Here is a 25,162-nt window from a genome sequence, read left to right on the forward strand (position 1 = left end):
TGGTGCTGGTGCTGGTGCGGTGCGGTGCGGTGTGCCGCCGCCGCCGCCGTCGGACGACTGGGGTGGTCGGCCCCGGCACGGCGACGGCCGGGCGCGGTCTACGACCGCAGCCGGATCCCGCTCGGGGTCGGGGCGAAGCCGGCGTCGCGCAGGGCGTCGCCGAGACGGGTGCCGAGGACGAACTCTCCGTCGACGCGCTCGACCGCGAGCTTGCCCAGCCTCGTCCGCACGACCGAGGCGAGCGAGCCGGCGGCCAGCGCGAGCTCGCGGTCGTCGGGCTCGCCGAACGTGAGCAGCGTCTTGCCGCCGCGCTCGACGTAGACGGTGAGGCGTCCGTCCACGAGCACGACGAGCGAGCCGGCCTTGCGGCCCGGACGGTGCCCGGTCTTCTTCGACGTGCCGGTACCCGTGCCCGACCCCGCGCCCGTGCTCGCGCCGGTGCCGGTGGTCGGCCGATCCGGGGCGGTGCCTGCTGCGTCGGGACGGGTCAGCCCCGCCGCCGCGGCTACGACGCCGGCGGCGCCCTCGGCCGCGGCGGGTTGCCCGGGCCAGGGCAGGGCGGCTCCGTAGGGGTTCGCGGGATCGGTCGCGGCCAGGGTCACGACGGGGATCTCGCGCCCGCGCCCGGCCGACGCGAGGGCGTCGTCGTCGCGGCGGTCGGTCTCGTCGCGGACGAACGACCGCAGCCGGTCGACCGTCGGCCCGGTCGCGAACTGGGCGGCGCCCAGACCCTCGACGAAGTAGCCACGGCGGGCCCGGCCCGTCTCCTCGAAGCCGCTCAGCACCTTGTAGACGGTCGAGAAGCCGCCTCGCACGCCCTCGTTCATGACGGCCCCGCGCGTCACGACGCCGTGTCGTTCGAGCAGGATCTCGGCTTGTGCCGTGGCGCGCACGGTGGCATCGGGCTCGGCCAAGGGCAGCAGCGACCAGCGGCCGCCGACCGTCGGGGGCCCGGCCTGACGCGGCATCGTCACACGACCTCGGCTGCGGTACGACGACCGCGACCTGGTCGGCGTGCGGGGACGGGACGCCTTGCCGCTCACCTGGGTGCGCAGCGGTGCGAACGTGTCGTTGGTGATCTGGCCGGCCCAGACGAGGTCCCAGATGGCGGTGACGAGCGCGGCGTCGTCGGTGCTGCCCACGGCGTCCGAGAGCTGCCGGAAGAAGTACGCCCCCCCGCCGGCCAGCGCGCCGAGCACCTCGCGCTGCAGCTCGTCGGTGTCGGTGCCGAGCGGCTCGGGCAACGTCACCTGCGCACCGTCCGCGAGGTGCAGGCTGACCCAGCCGTCGTTCCCGGCCAGGCTGCCCGAGCCCGACCAGATGACCTCGCCGGTCGCCGTCAGCTCGTCGAGCATGCCGGGGCCGTAGTCGGTGACGCGCGAGGGCAGGATCAGCGTCTCCCACGCGGAGGCAGGCAACGCGACCCCGCTGAGCTGGTCGACGACCTGCACCACGCCGTCGAGCCCGCGCAGCCCGGAGCCCTTGGTGCCGGTGGCGACGTGCTGCCAGGCCGGGAGGAACCGGCCGAGCGTGTCGGGCGCGACCGGCTCGACCTCGTGCCGCAGCGCCGCGAGCGACCGGCTGCGGAGCCGCTTGAGCACCTCGGAGTCGCACCACTCGCTGCCCTGCTGCTGGGGTCGGAACTCGCCCTCGACGACCCGCCGCTGCACCCCGAGCTTGCGCAGGGTGTCGAGCACGACGGCCGTCCCGAGCCCGAGCCGGTCGGCGACCATCTGCGGCGTGAACGGGGCGTGGGTGCGCGCGAAGCGACCGACGAGGTCGCCGAGCGGATCGTCGACCGGCTCGACGAACGCCGTGGGCACGCCGATCGGCAGGGCGACGCCGAGGGCGTCGCGCAGTCGCGACGCGTCCTCGATGCCGGCCCAGCGCTCGGTGCCGCCGTGGATGAAGCGCAGCACGCGGTTCGAGCGGACGAGGTCTGACAGGGCTGTCTCGAGCCTGGTGCGCCCCTCGGCCGCTTCTCCGGACGAGGCAGCCACGGCGTCGCCCACCGGGGCGCTCGCATCTGCGCCCGCTGCGCCCGCTGCGCCCCCGGTCTCGGCCTCGCCCTCGGCCGTGCTGGTCGCCGCGCTGCCGGCCGTCGTCGCCAGCCAGCTCCGGTCGACGATCTCGGAGGTGGTCAGCGGCCCGAGCAGGCGCAGCAGGTCGACGACGCCCTCGATGTCGCGGGCGCGGCGGTCGGGAGCCAGGCGCTGCAGCTCGAGCTCGTGCTGGTCGATGACGTCGGCGTCGAGCAGCTCGCGGAGCTCGGCCCGGCCCAGCAGCTCTTGCAGCAGGGTCGAGTCGAGCGAGAGGGCGGCCGCGCGGCGCTCGGCCAGCGGCGAGTCGCCCTCGTACATGAACGCGGCGACGTAGCCGAAGAGCAGCGACCGGGCGAAGGGCGAGGGCACCTCGGTCTCGACCTCGACGACGCGCACGGCGCGGGTCTCGAGCTCGCGGGTGAGGCTCATCAGGGCCGGCAGGTCGTAGACGTCCTGCAGGACCTCGCGCACGGCCTCGAGCACGATCGGGAACTGCGGGTACTTGCGTGCCACGTCGAGCAGCTGCGAGGCCCGCTGGCGCTGCTGCCAGAGCGGCGAGCGACGGCCGGGGTTGTACCGGGGCAACAACAACGCGCGGGCCGCGCACTCGCGGAAGCGGGAGGAGAACAGGGCGGAACCGCCCACCTCCTCCGTCACGATCGCGTCGAGGTCGTCGCCCTCGAACCGGAAGAGCTCGGCCCCGGGAGGCTCGGCGTCGGTGTCGGGGATGCGCACGACGATCCCGTCGTCGGCCGCCATCGCGCCGCCGTCGACGCCGAGCTGGTCGCGGATGCGGGCCGAGATCGCGAGGGCCCACGGCGCGTGCACCTGCATGCCGTAGGGGGAGTGGAGGACGAGCCGCCAGTCGCCGAGCTCGTCCCGGAAGCGCTCGACGACGAGGGTCGTGTCGGACGGCACGTGTCCGGTCGCCTCGCGCTGCTCGGTGACGAAGGCCAACAGGTTGCGGGCCGCGCGCTCGTCGAGCCCGCCCTGCGTGACCCGCCGGGTGGCGTCGTCGGTCGACGAGCTGGCGAGCTCACGGATGTAGCCCCCGATCGCACGGCCCAGCTCGGCCGGACGGCCGATCCCGTCGCCCTTCCAGAAGGGGACGCGACCCGGCTGCCCGTAGGCAGGGGAGACGAGCACGCGGTCGTGCGTGATGTCCTCGATGCGCCAGCTCGTCGCGCCGAGGGCGAAGACGTCGCCGACCCGGGACTCGTACACCATCTCTTCGTCGAGCTCGCCGACGCGGGCGGCCTTCTCGCCGACCATGAAGACGCCGAACAGGCCGCGGTCGGGGATGGTGCCGCCGCTCGTGACCGCGAGCCGCTGGGCGCCGGGTCGACCGGTGAGCGTGCCGTGCACGCGGTCCCAGACGATGCGGGGCCGCAGCTCGGCGAACTCGTCGGAGGGGTACTTGCCGCTCAGCAGGTCGAGCGTCGCGTCGTAGGCCGAGCGGGGCAGGGTCGCGAACGGGGCGCTGCGGCGCACGGTCTCGAACCACTCGTCGGCGTCGATCTCGTCGAGGGCGACGGCCGCGACGGTCTGCTGGGCGAGCACGTCGAGCGGGTTCGTCGGCACGCGCAGCTCTTCGATCAGGCCCGCCACCATCCGCTCGGCGGCGACGGCCGAGTGGATCAGGTCGGCCCGGTGCTTGGGGAACATCACGCCCCGGCTGATCTCGCCGACCTGGTGCCCGGCCCGCCCGACGCGCTGCAGGCCGCTGGCGACCGACGGCGGCGACTCGACCTGGACGACGAGGTCGACCGCACCCATGTCGATGCCGAGCTCGAGCGAGCTGGTCGCGACGACGCAGCGGAGGCGTCCGCTCTTCAGGTCGTCCTCGATGATCGCTCGCTGGTCTTTCGAGACGGAGCCGTGGTGCGCGCGCGCGAGCAGCGGCTCGCTGCCCTGGGTCTGCCCGCTGCCGCCGATCATCTGGGCCGGTGCGCCGCCTCCCACCATGGGGTTGCGGGTCGCCACCGTGGCTGCGGACGGCGCGAAGGGATCGACCGCGGTGGACGAGTCCGAGGCGTCGGAGCTGTCGGAGGCGCCGGCCGCGACCTCGGGGACGGCGCCGGCGGGCACCAGCTCGCCTCGCGCCTCCTCGGCGGCCTGCAGCGCGGCGGCCCGGGTCTCGACGTCGGCGCCCGTGCGCTCGAGGTAGATGTCGTTGAGGCGCGCGGTGAGCCGCTCGGCCAGCCGACGCGAGTTCGAGAAGACGATCGTCGAGCGGTGGTCGAGGATCAGGTCGACGATCCCCTCCTCGACGTGGGGCCAGATAGAGCCCTGCGGAGCACTGCCCGCGGCGGAGCCCTCGAGCGGCGCGGCCGTGCCCAGCTCGGTCATGTCGTCGACGGGCACGACGACGCGCAGGTCGAAGGTCTTCTCCGACCGTGGGTTGACGATCGTGACGGGCTTGCGGCCGGAGAGGAACCGGGCCACCTCGGTCGGCGGGCGCACCGTCGCCGACAACCCGATGCGCTGCGCGGGCTTCTCGAGCAGCGCGTCGAGCCGCTCGAGCGACAGGGCGAGGTGCGCGCCGCGCTTCGTGGCGGCGACGGCGTGCACCTCGTCGACGATGACGGTGTGCACGCCCTTGAGGTTCTCGCGGGCCGCCGAGGTGAGCATCAGGTAGAGCGACTCGGGAGTGGTGATGAGGATGTCGGGCGGGGTGCGCTGCAGGAGGCGGCGGTCGCCGGACGACGTGTCGCCCGACCGCACCCCCACGGTGAGCTCGGGTGCGTCGATGCCGAGCCGGCGAGCCGTCTGGGTGATGCCGACGAGGGGCGAGCGGAGGTTGCGCTCGACGTCGACGCCGAGGGCCTTGAGCGGCGAGATGTAGAGGACCCGTGTGCGGTGTTCTCTCACCTCGGGCGGCGGCCCGCTCGCGAGCGTGTCGATCGACCAGAGGAACGACGCGAGGGTCTTGCCCGAGCCGGTCGGCGCGATGACGAGGGCGTCGTCGCCCTCGCTGATCGCCTGCCACGCCGCCTGCTGCGCGAGGGTGGGCGCCGCGAAGGCGCCCCGGAACCACTCGCGGGTCGCGGGGGAGAAGCGCTCGAGGATGTCGGTCATCGTGAGGACCATCCTGCTCCGGACCACCGACACTGCGCCGAGAGCGCGGCACGACGGCGGCTGCCCGGGCCCCGGCCCCGGACGTCGGGGGCCGCCGCTACGGTGGGCGCATGCCGAACCTGCTGCACCTCGACTCGTCCGCCGACACGGCGACCAGCCGGTCGCGCGCCATCACCGCCTCCTTCGCCGACGCCTGGCGGTCGCTCGGCGACGACCACACGGTGACGCGCCGCGACCTGCACGTCGACCAGCCGCCGCACCTCAGCGACCCGGCCCTGCACTGGCCCGCGCGGCTGCGGCTCCCCGGCGCCGCCCCCGACCCTGCCGCCGAGGCCCTCCAGGCCGAGCTGATCGCCGAGCTGACGGCCGCCGACGTGGTCGTCGTCGGCGCCCCTCTCTACAACTACACGGTGCCGTCGACGCTCAAGGCCTGGCTCGACAACGTGCACCTGCCCGGGGTCACCGCGCCCTTCGACGGCGACGACCAGCAGCCGATGCTCGGCCGTCCGCTGCTGATCGCGACCAGCCGGGGCGGCTCGTACGACGTCGGCTCGCCGACCGAGGGCTGGGACCACGCGGTGCCGGTCCTCGAGCAGATCCTGGGGGCGACGCTCGGCATGGTCGTCGAGGTGATCGCGGTGAACCTCACGCTGAGCGGACAGATCGCGATGCCCGACGGGGCGCGCGAGCGAGCCGAGCGCGAGCTCGCCGAGGCGCTCGCGGCGGCCGCCGACGCCGCGCGCCGCCTCGGGTGAGCGGCCGTGCCGGCCGCCTCGGTCGCCGCGCGCAGATCGTCGCGGCCCGGGTGCTCGGCTACCTCTCGGCGGTGCTCGCCGTCGTCGGCGTCGTGACGCTCGCCAAGGGCAGCCCCGGCGTGGGCGGCCTGCTGTTGCTCGCCGCCTTCGTGCTCGTCGCGATCGCGTACGCGTTCGTCCGCAGCGTGGCCCGGCGCAGCGTGGCCCGGCGCAGCCCGGACCGGACCAGCCCGGACCGGCCCAGTTCGCGGCGCGGCTCCCGCCTCAGGCGACCCGGGCGATGAGTCCGCGGCCGTAGTTGAGGCGCGACTGGGCCTCGAACAGCTGCGCCTGGCCGTCGGGCAGTGCGGGCTCGAAGCTCTGGTGGGTGAACGAGCCGTTCGTCGCGGTGAACTGGACGAAGCCCGAGCGGCGGTCCGCCTTGACGAAGAAGAACGCGATCGCCCCCAGGCCGATGATCGTCCAGAAGAACAGCACGAGCAGCACGACGCCGAGGGCGATCGCCCAGCCCGGCGTGTAGCGGTCGGTCCGCGACATGTCCTGGACGAAGAGCTGCGTGCCCGCGAGCGGACGCGTGCCCGACGGGGTCACGAGCTCGTGCTCGGTGAGGGTGATGTCGCCGTACTGGACGAGCGCACGGGGAGGCGCGGGCCGGCGGGGCGGGACGGGGACGAGCTCGCTCGACATGAGGGCCTCTCGACGATCGGGGTGAGATCCCAGGATGGCGGTCTCGCGGGCCGGGCGCCAACCCCCTCGCGGGGGAGGAGCCCGGGGCGGCGACCGGGCACGCCGCCGGCCCCGCTGTCGGCGGCAGCGCCTAGGGTCGGACCATGCACAGTCGCACCCTGGGCCGCACCGGCCGCGAAGTATCCGTCATCGGCCTCGGCACCTGGCAGCTCGGCGCCGACTGGGGCGACGTCAGCGAGAGCGACGCGCTCGAGGTGCTCGGCGCCTCCGTCGAGTCGGGCGTCACCTTCTTCGACACCGCCGACGTCTACGGCGACGGCCGCAGCGAGAAGGTCATCAGCACGTTCCGCGCGGCGAACCCCGACCTCCCGCTGACCGTCGCCACCAAGATGGGCCGACGCCTCGACCAGGTGCCGTCCAACTACGTGCGCGAGAACTTCATCGCCTGGACCGACCGCTCGCGTCGCAACCTCGGCGTCGACACCCTCGACCTGGTCCAGTTGCACTGCCCGCCGTCCGCCGTGTACGACGACGACGCCGTGTACGACGCGCTCGACGAGCTCGTGCAGAACGGGGCCATCGCCTCCTACGGGGTGTCCGTCGAGGAGGCGCAGCAGGCGCTGACCGCGATCGCCCGCCCCGGCGTCGCGACCGTCCAGATCATCCTCAACGCGTTCCGGCTCAAGCCGCTCGACGAGGTCCTCCCCGCGGCTCAGCGGGCCGGGGTCGGCATCATCGCCCGCGTGCCGCTCGCCAGCGGGCTGCTCTCGGGCAAGTACACGGCCGAGACGACGTTCGCCGAGAACGACCACCGCACCTTCAACCGTCACGGCGAGGCCTTCGACCAGGGCGAGACCTTCAGCGGCGTCGACTTCGAGCAGGGCGTCCGCGCCGCGCAGGAGTTCGCGGCGGCCGTGCCCGACGGCGTCACCGTGCCCCAGGCGGCGCTCGCCTGGATCGTCGACCAGCCGGGCGTCAGCACCGTCATCCCGGGGGCGCGCAACGTCGAGCAGGCGAAGGCCAACGCGGCGGCCGGCGACGTCGAGCTCGAGGAGGGCCTCGACTCCGAGGTCGTCCGCATCTACGACGAGTACTTCCGCGCCGCGGTCCACCCCCGCTGGTGACCTGGTGAGAGGCCCGAGATCGACCGCGGCGCACACGCCGACGTCGATCTCGGGCCTCTCGTGCGCCCGGCCGGGCCGCCGTCGGGCTCGTGCGGGCCCGGCCGGGTCGCGGTCGGGCCCGGCCGTGCTCGGGCCGGGGTACAGCGACCTGACCAGCCGAGCAGCCGCGCGGGCGTAGACCGGGGTCATGGCCGACAACATGTACACGCCCCAGAACCCCGTCGAGCAGTACCCGCAGCCTCCCTTCGAGCCGCAGCAGCAGTCCGCGCCCGGCGACGTCCACGCGATGGTGCCCGAGCCCGACCACGGCGAGACCAGCTACGTCGGCAGCGGCCGTCTGGCTGGCCGCAAGGCGCTCGTCACCGGCGCCGACAGCGGCATCGGCCGTGCGACCGCCATCGCCTACGCCCGTGAGGGCGCCGACGTCGCGCTCAGCTACCTCCCCGAGGAGCAGGCCCAGGCCGAGGAGGTCGCCCAGCTCGTCCGCGACGCCGGACGCACCGCGGTGCTGCTGCCCGGCGACCTCCAGGACGAGCAGACCAACGCCGAGGTCGTCGAGAAGACGGTCGCGGAGCTCGGCGGGCTCGACATCCTCGCGATCATCGCCGGGGTCATGCCGACCGTCGACAGCATCGACGACTTCGAGACGAAGACGCTCGACCACGTCCTGAAGGCCAACATCTACCCGCTGTTCTGGCTGACCAAGGCGGCGTCGCCGCACCTGGAGCCGGGTGCGTCGATCCTCACGTGCTCGTCGATCCAGGGATTCCAGCCGTCGCCCTCGCTGGCCGAGTACGCCGTCTCGAAGGCCGGCATCGCCAACTGGACCCGTGCCATGGCCCAGCAGCTCGCCGAGCGCGGCATCCGGGTCAACGGCGTCGCCCCCGGCCCCGTCTGGACCCCGCTGCAGCCCGCGTTCGTGCCGAACGAGAAGATCGAGACGTTCGGGTCTGAGGCCGCCTACGGCCGTCCCGGACAGCCCGTCGAGCTGGCCCCGTCGTTCGTGTTCCTCGCGAGCCAGGAGTCCAGCTACATCAGCGGCGAGACCATCGCGGTCACCGGCGGCACGCCGATCCACTGAGCCGCGCCTCCTGCGGTCGTCGACGGTCCGTCCTGCAGCTGCGGGGCGGGCCGTCGGTCGTTCGGGGGCTCGTCCCGCGATGCGAGACGGATCCTCCTCCGCGCGACCGCGTTGCCGCCTCCTTGCGGCCCCCGACGCAGGAACGCTCTCACATTCGAGAGTGATCCGGATGCGGGTCCGGGTCCGGGTGCGGGTGCAGGTCCGAGCCCGAGCCCGAACCCGAGCCCGAGTCCGAGTCCGAGCATCGCCGCGGGACTACGCCCAGCGCGTGCCCTCGCCCGCGAGCACGGCCCGATACCCCTCGCGGAACGTCGGGTAGGCGAACGTGAAGCCCGTCCCGCGCAGCAGCCCGTTCGACAGCCGCTTGTCGCCGCCCGCCTGACGCCCCGCAGGAGGTGCGGGCTGCGGAGCAGGGACGCCCAGCTCCGCGGCCAGGAATACCAGGACGTCGTCGAGCCGCGCCGGCTCGTCGTCGGTGCCGAGGTAGACCGGTCCCACCATCGCGAGCCCGGCGAGGTGGACGAGCGCGGCGGCGGCGTCGTCCCGGTGGATCCGGTTGGTGTGCGGCGACGTGCCGGGCGTCTCAGCCAGGGTCGCCGACCCGCCGCGCACCTGCTCGATCAGGCGTTCGCGCCCCGGACCGTAGATGCCCGAGAGTCGCACCAGGGTCGCGTGCGGTGCGCGGTCGCGCAGCAGCGCCTCCGCCTCGACCAGCACCGCGGCCGTCGGGGTGCCGCCGGTCGCGGGGGTCTCCTCGGTGACGAGCCCGCCGTCCTCGACGTCGTACACCGCGGTCGACGAGACCACGAGGAGGCGCGGGTCGGCCGCCGAGCGCTCGATCCCGTCGAGCACGTGCGCCAGCCCGTCGACGTACGTGGCCCGGTACTCGTCCGGGTCGCGACTGCCCGCGGCGAGGGCGACCACGACGACCGTCGCGTCGTCGTCGATCACGGGAACCTCGGTGCGCAGGTCGACGGCGCGGCCCTCGAGCTGCTCGGGCAGCACCTCGGGCCGACGGCGCAGGCCCACCACGCGGTGCCCCGCGGCGGCGAACCGCAGGCCGGTCTCGGTGCCCAGGTCGCCGCAGCCGGCGATGACGATGCTCATCGACCGAGCGTACCCACGGAGGTGCGGCGCGGCCTGGGCGGGCGGCAGCGAGCTCGAGACGGGTGCGGCGGCTCAGAGCCGCTCGAGCGTCGCCGGGTCGAGCGTCCCGTCGAAGAACCGCCCGAGCGCCCGGGCGAAGCGCTCCTCGGAGGGGTCCGCCTGGGCGAAGAGCGTCAGCGACGAGTGCAGCTTCATCGCGTCGACCTCGCCGAGCACGTCGACGGCGGAAGGCCCGACAGCGCCGTCGCGCACACCGTCGACCGTCCCGTCGGGCAGCTCGAGCAGGGCGTCGACGCAGTCGAGGAGGCGCGGGCCGAGCACCGGGTGCGCGAGGAACGCCCGGGCGGCGCCGACCGTCTCGAGGGCGAAGTGCTGCGAGGTCGCGCTGGTGCCCAGCCCCGCCACCTGCGGGAACACGAACCACATCCAGTGGCCGCGCTTGCGCCCGGCGCGCAGCTCCCGCAGCGCGTGGTCGTACGTGCCGTCCGCCTCCTGGGCGTCGACGAAACGGTCGAGGTCGTGGCGCGAGAGCAGGTCGTCGTCGGTCATCGTCCCGGTCTACGCCCGTCGACGGGAGGTGCGTCCGACACGGGGCCCGTCCTCGCCCCTGCGAGCCCGCGACCCTCCAGGGGCTGGCGGAGCCGTCGCCGCACGAGCTAGTCTGGTCGGCTGCCCGGACCGGGCGGCGCGTCCCCGCCGCACGCCTCCGCGGCCCGAGAGACCACGATGACCTCCACCGCCGAGCCCGGCCACGAGCCCGTCCCCGAGACGCCGACGCACGCCGTCCCCGAGACGCCGACGCACGCCGTCGTCGTCGTCGAGCAGATCCCCTTCCCCGCGTCCGTGTCGCCCGACGCCGCCGACGTGCCCGACGCCGCCGCTGCCGACTACGTCGCCGCCGTCGACCTCGAGAACGCCGTCCGCCGCGCCGCGATCGGCTCCGACGAGCTCTCGTGGGAGCCCGACGAGCAGCTCCCCCACCTGCTCGACGAGGTGCACAGCGACCACCGGCTCTTCGGCGTGCGGGAGCAGGGCCGTCTCGTCGCGGTCGGCTGGTACGAGACGCGACGCGAGGGCGACGCGGCGACGACCGCCTGGCTCGACGTGTCGGTGCTGCCCGAGGCCCGTCGCCGCGGCCACGGCACGCTGCTGGCCGAGCACCTCGAGCAGCTCGCCCGCGCCGAGGGGCGGACCCAGGTGATCGCCTACGTGCGCTCCCGGGGCGAGGGCGAGCCGCGCCTCCTTCCTCCCACCGGCGCCGGGTCGGTGCCACGGGAGAACGACGAGGTGCGCTTCCTGCTGGCCCGGGGCTGGGAGCTCGGCCAGGTGATGCGCTGCAGGCGGCTGCCGCTGCCCCCGGACGAGGAGGCGCTCGGCACGGTCCGCGAGCGGGCTCGGTCGGCCGCGTGCGACGCCTACCGCCTGCACACGTGGGTCGGCCGCTCGCCCGAGCGCTGGGTCGACGACCTCGCCGCGCTCGAGACGCGGATGAGCACGGACGCCCCCGCCGGCGGCCTCGACGAGCCGGAGGACGTCTGGACCGCCGAGCGCTGGCGCGACGAGGAGGAGCGCTCGCTCTCCGGTCCGCGCACCCGCTTCACGGCGGTGGTCGAGCACGTCGCCTCCGGCCGGCTCGTCGGGTTCAGCCAGGTCGAGGCGCCGGCCGACCGCGCGCGACCGGCGTTCCAGCAGGACACCCTCGTGCTGCGCGAGCACCGAGGTCACCGGCTCGGCTGGCTGCTCAAGGTCGCCACGACCGACCTGCTGCTCGCCGAGCGTCCCGGGCACCCCGCGGTGTTCACCTTCAACGCGGAGGAGAACCGGCCGATGCTCGACGTCAACGAGGCCGTGGGCTTCGTGCCGTTCGAGCACGAGGGGGCGTGGAGCAAGAAGCTGTGACGCCGCGACCTCGTGTCAAGGCCCTGACCGCGTCCGACGTGCCCGGCTACCGTCGAGCACGACCGGCGGGGATGGCAGCTCCCCGCCGGTCGTCGACTCCCTGGACGTTCACGTCCGTCCGTCCGTCTGCCCCGCCCGCCGCCGTCGATGTCGAGAGGTCCCCGCCGTGAGTCCCTTCCTGCCCCGCACCGCTGTCGTCACGGGCTCCGAGTCCGGGATCGGCCGGGCGACCGCGGTCGCCCTCGCCGAGGCGGGCCTCGACGTCGGCGTGACCTGGCTCGACGACCAGGCGGGGGCGGAGGCGACCGCCGAGGAGGTGCGTTCCCGTGGGCGCACCGCCCACGTCGCGCACCTCGACCTAGGGCAGCTCGAGAGCTGCGGGGACGTCGTGGACGACCTGGCCGAGCGGCTCGGCGGCCTCGACGTGTTCGTGAACAACGCGGGCACGGGGTCGTCCGTCCCGGTCGTGGACCTCTCGCTCGAGGAGTGGCGGCGGGTCGTCACGGTCGACCTCGACGCCGCGTTCGTCTGCCTGCAGCGCGCCGCCCGGCGGATGGTCGCAGCGGGCACCGGCGGGCGCATCATCGGCGTGACGAGCGTGCACGAGCACCAGCCGCGGGTCGGCTCGGGCGCCTACGACGCCGCGAAGCACGGGCTCGGCGGGTTGCTAAAGACGATGGCGCTCGAGCTCGGCCGGGACGGCATCACCGTCAACGCGGTCGCGCCCGGCGAGATCGCGACCCCGATGACCGGGCAGGCCGACGTCGACCCCACGACGGTCGACCGGCCCGGCGTTCCGCTCGGTCGTCCCGGGGACGCGCGCGAGGTCGCGGCGGTGATCGCGTTCCTCGCGTCGCCCGCGGCCGGGTACGTGACGGGCGCCTCCTGGGCCGTCGACGGGGGGATGCTGCAGATGGGGCCACAGGGCGGGTCGCACCTGGTGGGCGACGGGTGGCGGCACGTCTGATCGCGGACTCGCGCCCTACGCCGTGAAGTCGGCGCTGAGCTCGGCGTGCACCTCGATGTCGGCGGGGGCGAGGTCGAAGCCGCCACCGCCTCCTGCGGGCGACATCGCGGCGCGGGCGAGGCCGAAGGTCGCCGCGCCGCCCGCCGCCCCGGGGCGCAGTCCGGGCTCGAAGACGGCGACGAGCACGGGCTGCGACAGGCCGAGCGCTTCCGCGTAGTCGCCCGCTCGCGTCACCGCGTCGGCCACGGCGGCGACGCGGGCCGCCCGCTCGGCCTCCGCCCGCGAGTCGTGGCCGAGCGACCACTCGAGCGCGTCGACCGAGACGCCGTCGACCCGGGCCAGCTCGGACACCCAGGCAGAGAGCGCCGCGAAGTCGCTGAACCGCACGACGACGACCGAGCGCGCCCGGAAGCGGGCGGGCAGGTCGGGGTCGGGAGTCGAGGAGGTGCCGTCCGCGTCCCAGCGGACCGGCGGGGCCACGGGGCCCACGGTCACGTCCTGCGCGCTCCACCAGGTCGCGGCGCCCTGCCGTCGGTGCCCCGTGGCCTGCTCGGAGACCTGCGCGTGCAGCGACTCGGCCTCGGCGACGACGGCCTCGCGGTCGGTGCCCTCGGCGACGAGCGACAGGTGCACGACACCCCGCTCGGCACGGTGCCGGTGGACGACGGAGCCGGTGACGGCGATGGTGGTCATGGTGCCTCCTCGAGCGGGCGGGCGGTCCGCCGGGGCGGGGCGCGCCTCCTCGGCGGTCACCGCTCGGCAGGCCGGGCTCGGCCTCCGGGGCCGGGCTGTGCCTCAGGCTACGGGCGCCTCGTCCGCGCCGTCGAGCACGGCGGGAGCCGTGACCCGCGACATGAACGCGACGAGGTCGGCGAGCTCCTCCTGCGAGACGCCGTGGGCGAGGCCCGGGTAGACGGTCTGCTCGGCGTCGGCGTGCGTCTCGAGCCAGGCGGAGGTGCGCTCGACCGCGGCGACCGGGATCACCGAGTCGACGTCGCCCCGACCGTAGAAGACGGGCGGCCGGACCTCGGCGAGGGCCTCGTCACGAGCGGCGGACGCGGCCGCGGTGTCGGGGTCGGCGTCCGACGCGGTCGGCACGACGAAGCCCGCCAGCACCGCGGCGAACTCGAAGCGGCGAGGAGCGTGGCGCAGCAGCTGCAGCGACAACGAGCCGCCCTGCGAGAAGCCGAGCAGGCTGACCGAGGGGTGTGCGTCGCCGAGCGAGTCGAGCCAGGAGAGCACGGCCTCCGCGGCGTCGTCCACCGCGCCGGCGGACGGTGCGCCCGGCGTGCTGAGCGGGTACCAGGAGAAGCCGTCGCCGTGCGGCATCGGGGCGCGCAGCGACGCGAGCACCACGTTCTGCGGCAGGTAGGGGGCGAGTCCGATCAGGTCGCCCTCGTGCGAGCCGACGCCGTGCAGCAGCACGACGAGCGGCCGCCCGGCCCGGTCGGGCTCCTCGACGGACCAGCGGACGAGGGCGGGATCGATCGTGACCATGCCTCGACCCTGCCAGACGGGCTGACGGGACGCGCGCCTCCTCGGGGCTCGGAGAGCGTTTCGTCACCCGACCGTGACGAAGGCCTAGTAGACAGGGGGCCATGAGCTCTGTCCAGACCCCCGACCCCACGCCCGGCGACCCCAACCCGGGCTGGCTGTCCGAGGAGGAGCTGTACACGATCCGGCAGCGCATGCCGATCCTCTACGTCGAGGCGGTGCCGGTGCGGACCGACGGCATGGGCGTCGTGACCGAGGTCGGGGTGCTGCTGCGCGCCTCCGAGGAGGGGTCGATCTCGCGGATGCTCGTCTCGGGGCGCGTGATGTACGGCGAGAGCCTGCGGACGGCGCTGTTCCGCCACCTCGAGAAGGACCTCGGGCCGATGGCGTTCCCGCAGCTGCCGCCGTCGCCGGTGCCGTTCCAGGTCGCCGAGTACTTCCCGCTGCCGGGGTCGTCGGTCTACACGGACGCCCGCCAGCACGCCGTGTCGCTCGCCTACGTCGTGCCCGTCACCGGCACCTGCGACCCCCGTCAGGACGCGCTCGAGCTCACCTGGCTGACGCCGCACCAGGCCGCGTCGGACGACGTCGCCGGCGAGATGGAGGGCGGGCGCGGGGCGCTGCTGCGGAGCGCGCTCGCCTCGGTCGGCGCGCTGCAGTAGCGCGCCGCGCCGCGCCGCGCTGCGTGGCGCGCCCGCGCCCGCGCTGCGTGGCGCGCCCGTCGGCATCGCTGCACCCCTGAACCCGCGCTGCACCCCTGGAACCGAGGGTGCGATGCGGATCCGCGGGTGCAATCGGATCCGAGGGGGTGGCCGGCGACTTGTCCACAGCCGAGGAGGCGCGGGTCGCGACCCGAGGACCGCCTGCGACATGCTCGTCTCGTGCGTGACATGTCAGGACTGCTCATCCTCCGGCAGGAGGTCGTGGCCGACGGGGGCGACAGCTCGACCCTCGAGCGCGACGCCCGGCGCGGGCGCCTCGTCCGCCTGACCGCAGGGGCGTACGTCCGCGCCGACGAGTGGGCCGCCCTGACCCGCGCAGAGCAGCACGGAGCCCGCGTGCACGCGGTCGTGCCGCGGCTCGGGCCGGACACGTTCGTGTCGCACGAGTCGGCCCTGGCGCTGCAGGGCTTCCCGCTGCTGGGCGAGTGGCCGACGCGGGTGCACGTCGTGTCCCGGGGACGCCCGCGCACCAAGGTCAGCTCGACCGTGCACCGACATGCCGTGGCCCTGCGGGACGACGAGACCTCCGTGGTCCAGGGGCTGCCGGTGGTGCTGCCGCGACGGGCAGCGGTCGACGTCGTCCGCCGACGGGACCTCCGTGGCGGGGCCGTCGTGCTCGACCACGGTCTCGCCGTCGGCGCGTTCTCCCGGGAAGACCTCGAGGGGGTCCTCGCCGAGCGCGGTCGTGCGCAGGGCAGCCGGCGGGCCGCCGCCTCCGTGGCCTTCGCCGACGGGCGAGCCGAGTCGCCCGGGGAGTCGATCAGCCGCGCCGCGATGCACTCCGCGGGGCTGACGCGACCCGAGCTGCAGGCCCGTCTGCCGGCCGAGGGGTCGCTCGTGGGGTTCGTCGACTTCTGGTGGCCGTGCTGCGGGGTGATCGGCGAGTTCGACGGGGAGGTGAAGTACAGGGACGCCGCGATGCGCGCAGGGCGCACCGCCGAGCAGGTCGTCGTCGATGAGAAGCTGCGGGAGGACGCCCTGCGTGCACTGCCCGGCGTCCGCACCGTCGTGCGCTGGGGCTGGGCGGAGGCGCTCGCGGTCGAGCCGCTCCTCCGGAAGCTCGCCCGCGCGGGCGTCTGCTGAGGCGGTACCGCCCGAGCGCGTGGTCCCCGTCGCGCGGTGCACCCCCTGTCCGGCACTGCACCAGCGGTTCCGGAGGTGTCGTGCGGGCTCGGGGGTGCAGCGCGCGGCGCAGGCTCGCAGCGTGGGCGGTCCGGCGTCGGGGGAACCGGCTGCGGCGGGCGCAGCGCGACGCCCCCGGGCGGGGCGGTGGCGCCGCCCGGGGGCGTGGGTGCAGGTGGTGCCGTGGGGCCTAGCGGCCGCCGCGCTGGCCGCCGCCGCTGCGGGGCTTGCCGCCGACGAGTCCGCCGACCTTCAGGCCGCCGGGACGACCGCCGTCCGAGGAGGCGCGACGCGAGCCGCCGCCGGAGCGACCGCCCTGCGAACGCTCGCCCTGCGACGCCGCGAAGTCGGCCTGGTCGTTGCGCACGGCGTTCGTGCGGCTCTGGCCGCCGTCGCTCTGGGCGCGGCGTCCGGGCTGGCGGGTGCCGCGAGCCTCGGAGTCGCGAGCGCCGCCGTCGCGGGCGCCGCCGTCGCGCACCGGCGACACCGCGCCGCGGCCCGACTCGGTCGAGTAGAAGGTCGAGGCGCCGCCGCGGGGAGCCGCGTCGCGCGAGCGACCGCCGTCACGACCGTCACGTCCGCCACGGGGTGCTCCGTCACGACCGCCCGAGCGGGCGGGCCCGCCGTCGCGACCCGCGCCTCCTGCACGCCCGCCGCCCGCAGCGGGACGACCCGAGCGGTCGGCACGAGCGATCGGGGCGCCGGTGCTGTCCTGGCGGGCGGCGCGCTTGCGCTGGGCGTTGGCGCCCTGCGAGCGACCTCCGCCGCCTCCGCCGTTGCCGCCCTGCTGCTGCTGCACGGCCGACTTCGGCAGGGGCTTGACGTACGCGGCGACCTCGCCGACGAGCGCCGCGACCTCGGGGGAGGAGGTCGTGACGGCCGTGGTGGTCGGCTTGATGTCGGCCTTCTTCATCAGCTGGGCGACGTCGCGCTTCTGGCTGGGGATGACGAGGGTGACGACGTCGCCCTCGGCTCCGGCACGAGCGGTGCGGCCCGAGCGGTGCAGGTACGCCTTGTGCTCGGTGGGCGGGTCGACGTGGATCACGAGCTCGATGTCGTCGACGTGCACCCCGCGGGCGGCGACGTCGGTGGCGACGAGCACACGGGCGGTGCCGTCCTGGAACGCGGCGAGGTTGCGGTCGCGCTGCGGCTGCGACAGGTTGCCGTGCAGGTCGACCGAGGGGATGCCGGCCTCGGTCAGCTTCTTGGCGAGCTTCTTGGCGTGGTGCTTGGTGCGCATGAAGAGGATGCGGCGGCCCTTGCCCGAGGCGAGCTTCTGCACGAGGGCGTTCTTGCTGTCGAGGTCGGGCGTCTCGAAGACGTGGTGGGTCATCGCGGCGACGGGCGAGTTGGCCTCGTCGACCGAGTGCAGCACCTCGTTGTGGAGGAACTGCTTGACCAGCTTGTCCACGCCGTTGTCGAGAGTCGCGCTGAAGAGCAGGCGCTGGCCGTCGTTCGGGGTGGCCTTCATGATGCGGGTGACGCCGGGCAGGAAGCCCAGGTCGGCCATGTGGTCGGCCTCGTCGAGCACGGTGATCTCGACGGCGTCGAGCTTGATGAAGCCCTGCTTCATCAGGTCCTCGAGGCGGCCGGGGCAGGCGATGACGATGTCGACGCCCGACTTGAGGGCCTGGACCTGGCGGTTCTGCGAGACGCCGCCGAAGATCGTGGTGGTGTTCATGCCGTACGCGGCCGCCATCGGCGCGAGGACGGCGTCGATCTGCGTGGCGAGCTCGCGGGTCGGGGCGAGCACGAGGCCGAGCGGGCGGCCCGGGCGGCGCTTGCCGCCGGCGAGCTTGCCGCCGAGGCGCGCGGCCATCGGGATGGAGAAGGCGAGGGTCTTGCCCGAGCCGGTCTTGCCACGGCCGAGGACGTCGCGTCCGCCGAGGGTGTCGGGGAGCGTGTCGACCTGGATCGGGAACGCGTTCTCCTTGCCGTCCTTCGCGAGGGCGGAGACGATCGGGGCAGGGACCCCGAGGGAGGCGAACGAGACGGCGGGAGCGTCGGTCGCGTCGGCGGCCGGGACGACGGGGGAGTCGGTGGTGAGTGACATGCGTGCCTTTCAGGGGCAGGTGTCGAGCCGGGCCGAGGCTGCGGGCCACGCGTCCTGGTCGCCTGGACACGGTGGTCGTGGGCGTTCCGGAGAACGGCGGTGCAGAGCCGGTGAGCGGCTGTCGTAGCCGGGCTCGAGGTGTGGCGACGGTGCAGGTGTGCACGATCGTTTCGCCGCAGAGTGAGCTTCGCGCGCCTGCTGGGTGCCTGGGTGTGTGCCAGGGCGAGAGGCGAGGAGGGGCGTGCTACGACGCAGGGAGCCGGTCGGGCCGACTCGCAAGTGACCCCAGCTTAGCGGCACTCGTCGCAGAACGCGAGGAGGTGCGAGCCGGGCACCCAGGAGCTGCGGGCCGGCACGCGAGGAGGCGCGGGCCGGACAGCCCGCCTGCGCCCGCCGGGCAGGTGGGTCGACCTAGGAGAAGAGGCCGCGGATCGCCTTGCCGAGGGCCGTCCTCCGACGGTGCCAGCCGTGTGCGGCGAGGGTCCGCTTGACGGGACCGACGACCTTCGCCGAGTTGAACGTGTACGAGCCGGACGCCGTCCCGACGCTGCGCTCGGTGTTGATCTCCGATCGCTTGTACTCATGGGTCTCGGGCAGCAGCGTGATGCGCAGCCGGTAGCTGGAGCGGCTGCTGCCGAGCATTCCCCGGGCGTCCTGGTACACCCAGGTGGCGACGATCCTGCCGCCCTCGACGGCGACCGTGAACGGGTTCGCGGGGTCGCGGCCGAGCACGAGCAACGCCTCCGTCACGACCTCGGGCGAGGAAGGGGCAGGCGTCGCGGCGGAGGAGCCGTCGGGCGGCGTCGTCGCGGTCATGCGGCCACGCTAGCGGACAGGTCGTCCTGCCCCTGCTGCGCCGTCCGGGCGGGGGCTCAGTGCGCCCCGGAGTACCGCTCGCCCACGGGGATCTCGACGGCGACGCGGTTGCCCGGCTGCGCGAGCGGGCAGGCCCACGCGGGGTCGTAGGCGCAGCTCGGGTTGTAGGCGAAGTTGAAGTCGAGCACGATCGTGCCCGGCTCCGAGCCGGGCCCGAGGTCGGCGCCCTTGACGGAGTCGATCAGGTACCGACCGCCTCCGTAGGTGCCGCCCGGCTTGCCGGCGAGCGCGTCCCCGACCGGGACGAACAGGCCGCCCCCGTACGAGCGCAGCCGCCAGACGTCGAGCGAGCCGACGCCCGGCACCTCGGCGCGGCCTACCCGGTCGAAGGGCACGTCGCCGTCGGTGCCCGTCTCGACGACCATGCGGTGCGGCTCCGCGGGCAGGATCGGCACCTCGAAGCGCCAGGCGGCGTCGTACGGCTTCGTCGGCAGGCCGGTGAAGTGAGGCCTGTCCTCGGGCAGCAGCGGCGTGACCGGGTTCGTCGTGAAGAGCTCGTCGCGGGTGCGCCGCCACAGGTCGTGCGCCGCCTCGAGGTCGGTCGCCTCACGCACCTGTCGGTACAGCCCGTGGATCGTCCGGCGCCACGCGGCCAGCGCGAGGCCCGAGTCGGTGTCGGGCACGAGCGGCGCGGCTGCGCCGGTGTCGCCTGCGGCGGAGGGGGACGAGGAGGTGGGGGTCGGGTCGGTCACGCGGGCGACGGTAGTCGGGACGCACGGTGTCGGTGCCAGACTCGACGGCGGGGAGCGAGGGGCGTTCCCCGGAACGAGGGGGAACACCATGCGGGCTCTGCACACCGCCGGCAGCGTCGTCATGATCGCCGTGCTGGCCGCCGGCCTCGCCGGCTGCACCGTCGAGGCGAACCGGACCGTGTCGGCTGACAAATTCGCCACGACCGTGGCGGACGGCCTGGAGGAGTCCGTCGGCACCCGGCCCGACGTCGACTGTGGCGACGAGGCGATCGACGTGGTGGACGGTGGGGAGGTCCACTGCGACGTGAACACGCCGGGCTACGACGTCGTCTACGACTCGCTCGTGACCATCAGCACCGACGGCGGCGAGGACTACCACGTGGACGTCGCCGTCGACGAGCAGCCGAAGGAGTAGGAGCGGGAGGGGCCGGGCGCGTCACGCCCCGGCCCTCCTGGTCAGCCTGCGTGCCGCGGGTGCGCCTCGGGTGCGCGCCAGCCCGGCGCGAGGGCGCGCATCCGGAGCGCGCGCCACTGCCAGACGAGCCAGAGCCCGGGCCAGAGCGCGATGCCGATCGGCCCGGCGTGGAACACCAGGCGGTCGCGCAGCAGGGTCTCGTCCGGGCCGAGCGGCGACACGGCCATGCGGTGGTCGATGCGCATCCGCGAGAACTGGCCGGCGGTGCCCTTCCCGGTGTCGCGCTGGATCCAGGCGCCGTCACGGTCGTGCCAGTCGAGGTCGACGTGCGTGTCGCCGAGGGGCAGCAGGCCCAGGATGTGCGCGGTCACGGGGTGCGCCTCCTCGGTCCAGCGGTCGGGGAAGCCCTCGGGCGCGAGCGAGCGGTAGCGAACCAGGGGCTTGGTCACGGCGACCATGACGGCGGGGTCGCGCAGGGCGTCGGCCGCGGCGTCGACGGGACAGGCGAGTCGGATCTTGAGCTGCACGTGCATGTGGACGAGTCTGCTCCCGTGGGCTGGGCGGCGGGCGCGGCGCTCGCGGGGCTCTCCTCGTTCAGGAAGATCTGTCCTGAGGCGTGCGGCGGGGGGACTCGCGGTCCTGAGTCGTGCACGGTCCAGGAGGCGCGGGTCGCGACTTCCTGAATGGTGCAGCCGGAGCAGGAGCAGGAGCCGGAGCCGGAGCCCTGAGCCCGGACCCCTGAGTTCGCGCCCCGCAGTCCGCGCCCGTCGTAACGCGGGGCAACGCACCGACCCGAGGAGGCGCCCCGACCTACCCTGAGGACGTGACCGCATCCCGCACAGCCCCGCAGCAGACGGCCCCGCACCAGCAGCAGGAGCCGCAGCCCCAGCACCGGAAGCCGCACCAGTCCAAGTACCAGGTCCGCCTCGACCAGGGCGTCGCCGGTGCGGCCCGCGTCGCGTCCGGGGCGCACGTCGTGGTCGTGGTCGACGTCCTCGACGGGCACGGTCTGCTGTCGACGGCGGACGTGCTCGACGCGGTCGCCGCCGTCTCGGACGCCGGGGCGCTAGTGCTGCACGCGACCGCCGCCTCCTCGGCCGACGTCGCCCGCCGGGTGCTCGACCGCCAGGCCGAGCGGGGCGACCGCGCGGTCGTGGCCGTGGTCGCCGCGGGCGCGCTCGACGACGACGGGTTCCGCTCCGCCGTCGAGGACGTCCTCGCCGCGGGGGCCGTGGTCGACGCGCTCGCCGCCTCCGGCATCGACTTCTCGTCGCCCGAGGCCGCCGTCGCGTGCGCCGCCGCCGTCTCGCTGCGGGGGGCGCAGTCCCACCTGCTGACCGCCTCCTCGTCCGCTGCCGAGCTCGCGGCGACCGGACGCGAGGAGGCGCTGGTCGCGGCCCGGACACCGGCCGCGGTCGCGACGGTGCACCGCGTGCCCCTCGTGGCGGAGGCGACCGGCCGAGACGGCGGTGCCCACGCCGGTGCGGGCACCCACGCCGGTGCGGGCACCCACGCCGGTGCGGGCGACGACACCGGTGCGGGCACCGACGGCGGTGCGAGCGGCGGCGGCGACGCGCTGCGCCTGGACGGCTCCCGCGCGCACGGCTCGCACGGGGAACAGAGCGAGCCGGCGTAGCGTTCTGCTCAGCACGGGGGCCGACCGAGCCCCCGACCAGAGGAGTGGACGATGAAGGCAGTTCTGAGCGACGGCACCGTGGTCGCCGAGGCACCGAAGGACGAGCTGATCTCGATCGAGGGCAACTGGTACTTCCCGCCCGCGAGCGTCAACGACGAGCTCTTCGAGAAGAGCCCCACGCAGTACCACTGCCCGTGGAAGGGCGACACCCAGTACTTCAGCGTGAAGGACGGCGAGACGCTGCTGCAGGACCGCGCGTGGAGCTACCCGACGCCGATCCCCGCGTCGTTCGACCGCGTCGGCAAGGACTACACCGGCTACGTCGCGTTCTGGAAGGACGTGCAGGTCGTCGAGTAGGCGCACCTGCCGCCTCGCACCCCCACACGAGCATCGGACCCCTGAATTCGAGGGTGCGAGGCTCGTTCAGGGGTGTGGCGAGGGGCGTGCGGGCTGCAGGCTCACCCGGCGCGTTCGGCGTGACGCTGGCGCGTCACCGCTGAGCCGCCCGGGTTCGCAGGCTCACCCGGCGCGTTCGGCGTGACGCTGGCGCGTCACCGCTGAGCCGAACGCGCCCGATGCGCGCGGACCTTGGCCCGGTTGCCGCAGCGCTGCATCGAGCACCAGCGGCGGCTGCGGGCCCGCGACTCGTCACGGTAGACGAGACCGCACAGCGCGTTGGCACAGCGACGGAGGCGCGACTCGTCCCCGCCGCCGAACCCCACCTCGTCGAAGAGCCGCACCCCGTCGCGGGCGACCGAGGCGAGCGCCTGACCCAGCCGCAGCCGCCCCGCGCCGGCCTGACGGCGGCCCCCGACGAGTGCGGGAGGCACGTCCGGCGTCGCGGCGAACAGGTTGAGCATGTCGACGTCGCCGGGGTCGGGCGAGGCTCCGTCGACCGCGGCGACGGCCAACCGGGCGATCGCGTCGCGGAGGCCACGGGCGTCCGCGAGCTCGCGGTCGGAGGCTCCGCCGCCTACCCCGGGGAACCGCTCGGAGAGCCAGTCGTCGAGGTCGGCGGGCAGCAGGAGGCCGTCCCAGGGCGACGAGCCGTCGGTGGGCTGAGCGAGGCCCGACTCGGGGCCGAGGCGCGAGCCGGCGCGGAACCCGCCGAGGTACGCGAAGTCGAGCGCGAGCGCCCCGGAGTCGAAGAACCAGCGCGTGCCGGTGTCGGAGCGCAGCCACTGCCCAGTCGTCATCTGACCACCCTAGCTGGTTACGCAGCCCGGCCCGCGCCTCCTGAGCTGCCTGGTCGGCACATGCCGACCGAGGGAGCGCGACACGCCACGTGTCGAGGCGCATCCCGAACGTGTCGCGGCTCTGCGGTCGGCATCTGCGGGCATCACGGGGCGGAGGCAGCGGCAGCGGCAGCAAAGCGAGAGAGATCTCGCAGACGACTCGCCGCGGGCCTGAGTCCTGGGTCGCCGACTGGCGGATCTCTCTCAAATTCGGCAGAAGTACAACGTGGCGCTCGGTGCCGGGTGCCCGGTGTCGGGCGTGAGGGCGCGACCCCGGGGCTCCGAGCCTCAGACCGCGCGCTTGGTCCAGGTGATGAGGTGCGCGGGGTCGTAGCGGCGCGAGCAGCGACCGCAGGCGAGGGGCCGCTTCGGCTCCCGGTAGCGGAAGTGCTCGTGTCCGGCGGCGCAGACGCCGACCCACGGGGCCAGCTCGGAGGCGATGGCCCCGTCGTGCAGCCGGCCGCCGACGTAGCCCAGCTCGGTGGCGACGCTCTTCCAGCGCGGACCGTGGCCCGCCCGCGACCCGGCGACGGCGTGCGCGACCTCGTGCAGCAGCACCTGGTGGATCTCGTCGTCCTCGTACCTGCCCGCGAGGTGCCGCGAGACGGTGATCCGCTTCTTGCCGTAGTCGCAGAGCCCGGCACGGGTCTTGGCCGCGTCGAAGCCGAAGCTCCACACGGCAGGGTCGAGGTGCAGGGCGATCAGGGCGTCGGCCCAGCGCCGCACCCGGTCGAGGTCGGCCACGGTCAGCGCCTCCCGACGGACGCCGAGGTCCGGGGCGTCACGAGGAGGTGCGGTGCAGCATCGACGCGCAGGTCAGCGCGCCGGGAACGGCCAGGTGGTCGGCTCGTCGTCGCGCGGCAGCCCGTCGACGACCCCGGTGACGCCGGTGGCGCCGCGGCGGGGCTCGCCGTCGTCGTCGACCGCGGGTGCGTCGACGACCACGGCACGCTCGCCGTCTCGGTCGCGGTGCCCGGCGGCGTTCGCCGCGAGGCTGGAGATCTTGCCCCAGAGGCTGGTGTCGGCGCGGGTCGACGGCTTGTCGAGCACGGGCTCTGACGGGGCGGCAGGCGCCGAGGAGGCGGCGGGCGCGTCACCGGGATCGATCCGCATCGCGGCGGCGAGGGCAGGCTCGATCGGCGCAGGGGCCTGCAGAGCGGGGGCCGGGGCCGACGCGGGAGCCGCGCCGGACTCGGGCGTCGCGGACGCAGCCGGGGCGGGTGCGGCGGAGGCGGCGGGAGCCGGGGCGTCCGCGTGCTCCGGGGACTGCGGCGCGCCTCCTTCGCCCTGGCCGTCGTGCCCGACGGCGGCGGTCGCGGTCGCGGACGACCCGTCCCCGACGCGGGGCAGGCCCGAGGGGTTCGTGTCGCCCGCCTCAGGCGGCGAGACGACGGCGGCGTGGGCGCCCGCCGCGGCCCGGCCGATCGGCGTGATCGAGCCGGTCTCGCGGGCGTGCGCGGGGCCCTCGTGCGCGGCCCGCATCAGCCCCTCGATCACCGTGCGGAGCGCGTCGAGCCGGTCGCGGGCGGCGCCGGCCTGCTCGTAGGCCGTCAGCGCGGCGGTGAGGACCTCGTCGCTCTCGTCGTACCGGCCCAGGTCGAAGAGCGTGTAGCCCTCGAGCTCGGCGGCGGTGGCCTCGAGCACGCGCCATTCCTCGGTGGAGGCGGTGATGCGGCTGGTGTGCAGGTCGCCGAGCGCGCGCTCGAGCTTGCCCTGCTCGCGCAGGACGTGCGCACGGCGGATGCGCGCCGCCGTGGAGTCGGCGCGGTCGCCGGTGAAGTGGGCGAGGCGGAACGCCTCCTCGGCGATGGCCAGGGCCTCGTCGAGGCGGCCGAGGGTGCGCAGCAGGTCGGCGCGCTCGCCCAGGGCGGAGGTGCTGCGGCTCTGGCCGAGGGCGGCGAGACGGGCCTCGGCGGTCCGCACGTCGACGGCGACACGGAGGCTGATCGGCTCGACGCCGGGCACGGGGCGGGAGGTGCGGCCCGAGGGCGCGTCGGAGCCCGGCGGCACGCTGCGGGGGCGGGTGCTGCCGGTCGCGGATCCGGGGTTCGAGTCGTGCTGGCTCATCGAGTACGAGGGTAACCGCAGGGTGGTCGTTCGGGCCGTCCGGCGCGCGCTCTGCGGCCGTCCTCTCGATTTCCGTGCTGCTCTTCTCGAGTTCGAGAGTGATCCGCCTC

General features: G+C 74.7%; 25 protein-coding genes. 12 read left to right on the plus strand and 13 right to left on the minus strand.

Translation table 11 applies throughout. The features are described 5' to 3' along the window. Positions 1 to 98: 98 nt before the first annotated feature. A complete protein-coding gene (locus EDF18_RS09545; protein WP_123548275.1) occupies positions 99 to 5,120 on the minus strand; it encodes a DEAD/DEAH box helicase in 5,022 nt (1,673 codons plus the stop codon). Positions 5,121 to 5,230: 110 nt separating this feature from the next. Between EDF18_RS09545 and EDF18_RS09550 the strand changes: the two genes are divergently transcribed. Further along, complete coding sequence (locus EDF18_RS09550) at positions 5,231 to 5,875, plus strand: FMN-dependent NADH-azoreductase (RefSeq protein ID WP_123547595.1); 645 nt, start codon at positions 5,231 to 5,233, stop codon at positions 5,873 to 5,875. Beyond that, a complete protein-coding gene (locus EDF18_RS09555; protein WP_123547596.1) occupies positions 5,872 to 6,159 on the plus strand; it encodes a hypothetical protein in 288 nt (95 codons plus the stop codon). Before EDF18_RS09550 ends, EDF18_RS09555 begins: the two co-directional genes overlap by 4 nt. On the opposite strand, the gene EDF18_RS09560 is transcribed toward EDF18_RS09555, so the two are convergent. Further along, complete coding sequence (locus EDF18_RS09560; RefSeq protein ID WP_123547597.1) at positions 6,140 to 6,562, minus strand: hypothetical protein; 423 nt, start codon at positions 6,560 to 6,562, stop codon at positions 6,140 to 6,142. The genes EDF18_RS09555 and EDF18_RS09560 overlap by 20 nt on opposite strands. Positions 6,563 to 6,705: 143 nt before the next feature. Between EDF18_RS09560 and EDF18_RS09565 the strand changes: the two genes are divergently transcribed. Continuing rightward, positions 6,706 to 7,686, plus strand: a complete 981-nt coding sequence (locus EDF18_RS09565; RefSeq protein ID WP_123547598.1) for an aldo/keto reductase — start codon at positions 6,706 to 6,708, stop codon at positions 7,684 to 7,686. 187 nt (positions 7,687 to 7,873) lie between these two features. Continuing rightward, positions 7,874 to 8,767 carry an SDR family oxidoreductase gene (locus tag EDF18_RS09570; RefSeq protein ID WP_123547599.1) on the plus strand — a complete coding sequence of 298 codons (894 nt, stop codon included), beginning with the start codon at positions 7,874 to 7,876 and terminating at the stop codon, positions 8,765 to 8,767. Between the two features lie 255 nt (positions 8,768 to 9,022). Here the strand turns inward: EDF18_RS09570 and EDF18_RS09575 are convergent, their stop codons facing one another. Both EDF18_RS09575 and EDF18_RS09580 read right to left on the minus strand, forming a co-directional pair. Then, entirely contained in the window at positions 9,023 to 9,874 is an 852-nt protein-coding gene (locus tag EDF18_RS09575; RefSeq protein WP_123547600.1) for an SDR family NAD(P)-dependent oxidoreductase, read from the minus strand. 72 nt (positions 9,875 to 9,946) lie between these two features. Then, positions 9,947 to 10,423 (minus strand): DUF1810 domain-containing protein, encoded by a 477-nt coding sequence (locus EDF18_RS09580; RefSeq protein WP_123547601.1) that lies wholly within the window; start codon positions 10,421 to 10,423, stop codon positions 9,947 to 9,949. A 177-nt stretch (positions 10,424 to 10,600) separates the two neighbouring features. Here EDF18_RS09580 and EDF18_RS09585 point away from each other — a divergent pair, with 177 nt between their 5' ends. Both EDF18_RS09585 and EDF18_RS09590 read left to right on the plus strand, forming a co-directional pair. Beyond that, positions 10,601 to 11,773 carry a GNAT family N-acetyltransferase gene (locus EDF18_RS09585; RefSeq protein WP_123547602.1) on the plus strand — a complete coding sequence of 391 codons (1,173 nt, stop codon included), beginning with the start codon at positions 10,601 to 10,603 and terminating at the stop codon, positions 11,771 to 11,773. A 166-nt stretch (positions 11,774 to 11,939) separates the two neighbouring features. Beyond that, complete coding sequence (locus EDF18_RS09590) at positions 11,940 to 12,740, plus strand: SDR family oxidoreductase (RefSeq protein ID WP_199732412.1); 801 nt, start codon at positions 11,940 to 11,942, stop codon at positions 12,738 to 12,740. 15 nt (positions 12,741 to 12,755) lie between these two features. On the opposite strand, the gene EDF18_RS09595 is transcribed toward EDF18_RS09590, so the two are convergent. Both EDF18_RS09595 and EDF18_RS09600 read right to left on the minus strand, forming a co-directional pair. Beyond that, on the minus strand, positions 12,756 to 13,433 hold the full coding sequence (locus EDF18_RS09595; RefSeq protein WP_123547603.1) for an SIMPL domain-containing protein: 678 nt from the start codon (positions 13,431 to 13,433) through the stop codon (positions 12,756 to 12,758). 102 nt (positions 13,434 to 13,535) lie between these two features. Next, positions 13,536 to 14,237: an alpha/beta hydrolase gene (locus tag EDF18_RS09600; RefSeq protein WP_123547604.1), complete on the minus strand. Its 702-nt coding sequence runs from the start codon at positions 14,235 to 14,237 to the stop codon at positions 13,536 to 13,538. Between the two features lie 101 nt (positions 14,238 to 14,338). Between EDF18_RS09600 and EDF18_RS09605 the strand changes: the two genes are divergently transcribed. Together EDF18_RS09605 and EDF18_RS09610 are read left to right on the plus strand one after the other, a co-directional pair. Next, positions 14,339 to 14,896, plus strand: a complete 558-nt coding sequence (locus EDF18_RS09605; protein ID WP_123547605.1) for an NUDIX hydrolase family protein — start codon at positions 14,339 to 14,341, stop codon at positions 14,894 to 14,896. Positions 14,897 to 15,124: 228 nt separating this feature from the next. Next, entirely contained in the window at positions 15,125 to 16,039 is a 915-nt protein-coding gene (locus EDF18_RS09610; protein ID WP_123547606.1) for a hypothetical protein, read from the plus strand. A 229-nt stretch (positions 16,040 to 16,268) separates the two neighbouring features. On the opposite strand, the gene EDF18_RS09615 is transcribed toward EDF18_RS09610, so the two are convergent. The 3 genes from EDF18_RS09615 to EDF18_RS09625 form a co-directional block, all read right to left on the minus strand. After that, positions 16,269 to 18,131: a DEAD/DEAH box helicase gene (locus EDF18_RS09615; protein WP_123547607.1), complete on the minus strand. Its 1,863-nt coding sequence runs from the start codon at positions 18,129 to 18,131 to the stop codon at positions 16,269 to 16,271. Between the two features lie 411 nt (positions 18,132 to 18,542). Next, a complete protein-coding gene (locus tag EDF18_RS09620; protein ID WP_123547608.1) occupies positions 18,543 to 18,947 on the minus strand; it encodes a hypothetical protein in 405 nt (134 codons plus the stop codon). 56 nt (positions 18,948 to 19,003) lie between these two features. Then, positions 19,004 to 19,630 (minus strand): DUF1684 domain-containing protein, encoded by a 627-nt coding sequence (locus tag EDF18_RS09625; protein ID WP_233569148.1) that lies wholly within the window; start codon positions 19,628 to 19,630, stop codon positions 19,004 to 19,006. A gap of 157 nt (positions 19,631 to 19,787) precedes the next feature. On the opposite strand from EDF18_RS09625, the gene EDF18_RS09630 reads away from it, so the two are divergent. Next, positions 19,788 to 20,114: a DUF4333 domain-containing protein gene (locus tag EDF18_RS09630; protein ID WP_123547610.1), complete on the plus strand. Its 327-nt coding sequence runs from the start codon at positions 19,788 to 19,790 to the stop codon at positions 20,112 to 20,114. A 41-nt stretch (positions 20,115 to 20,155) separates the two neighbouring features. On the opposite strand, the gene EDF18_RS09635 is transcribed toward EDF18_RS09630, so the two are convergent. Beyond that, on the minus strand, positions 20,156 to 20,647 hold the full coding sequence (locus EDF18_RS09635) for a hypothetical protein (protein ID WP_123547611.1): 492 nt from the start codon (positions 20,645 to 20,647) through the stop codon (positions 20,156 to 20,158). Positions 20,648 to 20,760: 113 nt separating this feature from the next. On the opposite strand from EDF18_RS09635, the gene EDF18_RS16800 reads away from it, so the two are divergent. The 3 genes from EDF18_RS16800 (at position 20,761) to EDF18_RS09650 (ending at position 22,107) form a co-directional block, all read left to right on the plus strand. Next, on the plus strand, positions 20,761 to 20,856 hold the full coding sequence (locus tag EDF18_RS16800; protein WP_123547612.1) for a twin-arginine translocation signal domain-containing protein: 96 nt from the start codon (positions 20,761 to 20,763) through the stop codon (positions 20,854 to 20,856). 81 nt (positions 20,857 to 20,937) lie between these two features. Next, positions 20,938 to 21,750, plus strand: coding sequence for a phosphosulfolactate phosphohydrolase (locus EDF18_RS16475; RefSeq protein WP_199732413.1), 813 nt, complete (start codon positions 20,938 to 20,940; stop codon positions 21,748 to 21,750). 51 nt (positions 21,751 to 21,801) lie between these two features. Further along, positions 21,802 to 22,107 (plus strand): DUF427 domain-containing protein, encoded by a 306-nt coding sequence (locus tag EDF18_RS09650; protein WP_123547613.1) that lies wholly within the window; start codon positions 21,802 to 21,804, stop codon positions 22,105 to 22,107. Positions 22,108 to 22,301: 194 nt separating this feature from the next. Here EDF18_RS09650 and EDF18_RS09655 read toward each other — a convergent pair whose 3' ends face one another. The 3 genes from EDF18_RS09655 to EDF18_RS09665 all read right to left on the minus strand — a co-directional run bounded on the left by EDF18_RS09655 (position 22,302) and on the right by EDF18_RS09665 (position 25,052). After that, positions 22,302 to 22,946 carry a CGNR zinc finger domain-containing protein gene (locus EDF18_RS09655; protein ID WP_123547614.1) on the minus strand — a complete coding sequence of 215 codons (645 nt, stop codon included), beginning with the start codon at positions 22,944 to 22,946 and terminating at the stop codon, positions 22,302 to 22,304. Positions 22,947 to 23,273: 327 nt separating this feature from the next. Beyond that, a complete protein-coding gene (locus EDF18_RS09660; RefSeq protein WP_123547615.1) occupies positions 23,274 to 23,729 on the minus strand; it encodes a SprT-like domain-containing protein in 456 nt (151 codons plus the stop codon). A gap of 72 nt (positions 23,730 to 23,801) precedes the next feature. Beyond that, complete coding sequence (locus EDF18_RS09665; RefSeq protein ID WP_123547616.1) at positions 23,802 to 25,052, minus strand: tetratricopeptide repeat protein; 1,251 nt, start codon at positions 25,050 to 25,052, stop codon at positions 23,802 to 23,804. Positions 25,053 to 25,162 lie beyond the last annotated feature (110 nt).

The sequence above is a fragment of the Frigoribacterium sp. PhB107 genome (assembly GCF_003751515.1).
GTDB lineage: Bacteria > Actinomycetota > Actinomycetes > Actinomycetales > Microbacteriaceae > Frigoribacterium.

What these genes read in the sequence shown, in the direction of transcription:
- EDF18_RS09545 (WP_123548275.1), bottom strand. Translation starts at nt 5,120, where the DNA reads ATGACCGACATCCTCGAGCGCTTCTCCCCCGCGACCCGCGAGTGGTTC.
- EDF18_RS09550 (WP_123547595.1), top strand. Translation starts at nt 5,231, where the DNA reads ATGCCGAACCTGCTGCACCTCGACTCGTCCGCCGACACGGCGACCAGC.
- EDF18_RS09560 (WP_123547597.1), bottom strand. Translation starts at nt 6,562, where the DNA reads ATGTCGAGCGAGCTCGTCCCCGTCCCGCCCCGCCGGCCCGCGCCTCCC.
- EDF18_RS09565 (WP_123547598.1), top strand. Translation starts at nt 6,706, where the DNA reads ATGCACAGTCGCACCCTGGGCCGCACCGGCCGCGAAGTATCCGTCATC.
- EDF18_RS09570 (WP_123547599.1), top strand. Translation starts at nt 7,874, where the DNA reads ATGGCCGACAACATGTACACGCCCCAGAACCCCGTCGAGCAGTACCCG.
- EDF18_RS09575 (WP_123547600.1), bottom strand. Translation starts at nt 9,874, where the DNA reads ATGAGCATCGTCATCGCCGGCTGCGGCGACCTGGGCACCGAGACCGGC.
- EDF18_RS09580 (WP_123547601.1), bottom strand. Translation starts at nt 10,423, where the DNA reads ATGACCGACGACGACCTGCTCTCGCGCCACGACCTCGACCGTTTCGTC.
- EDF18_RS09585 (WP_123547602.1), top strand. Translation starts at nt 10,601, where the DNA reads ATGACCTCCACCGCCGAGCCCGGCCACGAGCCCGTCCCCGAGACGCCG.
- EDF18_RS09595 (WP_123547603.1), bottom strand. Translation starts at nt 13,433, where the DNA reads ATGACCACCATCGCCGTCACCGGCTCCGTCGTCCACCGGCACCGTGCC.
- EDF18_RS09600 (WP_123547604.1), bottom strand. Translation starts at nt 14,237, where the DNA reads ATGGTCACGATCGATCCCGCCCTCGTCCGCTGGTCCGTCGAGGAGCCC.
- EDF18_RS09605 (WP_123547605.1), top strand. Translation starts at nt 14,339, where the DNA reads ATGAGCTCTGTCCAGACCCCCGACCCCACGCCCGGCGACCCCAACCCG.
- EDF18_RS09610 (WP_123547606.1), top strand. Translation starts at nt 15,125, where the DNA reads ATGTCAGGACTGCTCATCCTCCGGCAGGAGGTCGTGGCCGACGGGGGC.
- EDF18_RS09615 (WP_123547607.1), bottom strand. Translation starts at nt 18,131, where the DNA reads ATGTCACTCACCACCGACTCCCCCGTCGTCCCGGCCGCCGACGCGACC.
- EDF18_RS09620 (WP_123547608.1), bottom strand. Translation starts at nt 18,947, where the DNA reads ATGACCGCGACGACGCCGCCCGACGGCTCCTCCGCCGCGACGCCTGCC.
- EDF18_RS09630 (WP_123547610.1), top strand. Translation starts at nt 19,788, where the DNA reads ATGCGGGCTCTGCACACCGCCGGCAGCGTCGTCATGATCGCCGTGCTG.
- EDF18_RS09635 (WP_123547611.1), bottom strand. Translation starts at nt 20,647, where the DNA reads ATGCACGTGCAGCTCAAGATCCGACTCGCCTGTCCCGTCGACGCCGCG.
- EDF18_RS09650 (WP_123547613.1), top strand. Translation starts at nt 21,802, where the DNA reads ATGAAGGCAGTTCTGAGCGACGGCACCGTGGTCGCCGAGGCACCGAAG.
- EDF18_RS09655 (WP_123547614.1), bottom strand. Translation starts at nt 22,946, where the DNA reads ATGACGACTGGGCAGTGGCTGCGCTCCGACACCGGCACGCGCTGGTTC.
- EDF18_RS09665 (WP_123547616.1), bottom strand. Translation starts at nt 25,052, where the DNA reads ATGAGCCAGCACGACTCGAACCCCGGATCCGCGACCGGCAGCACCCGC.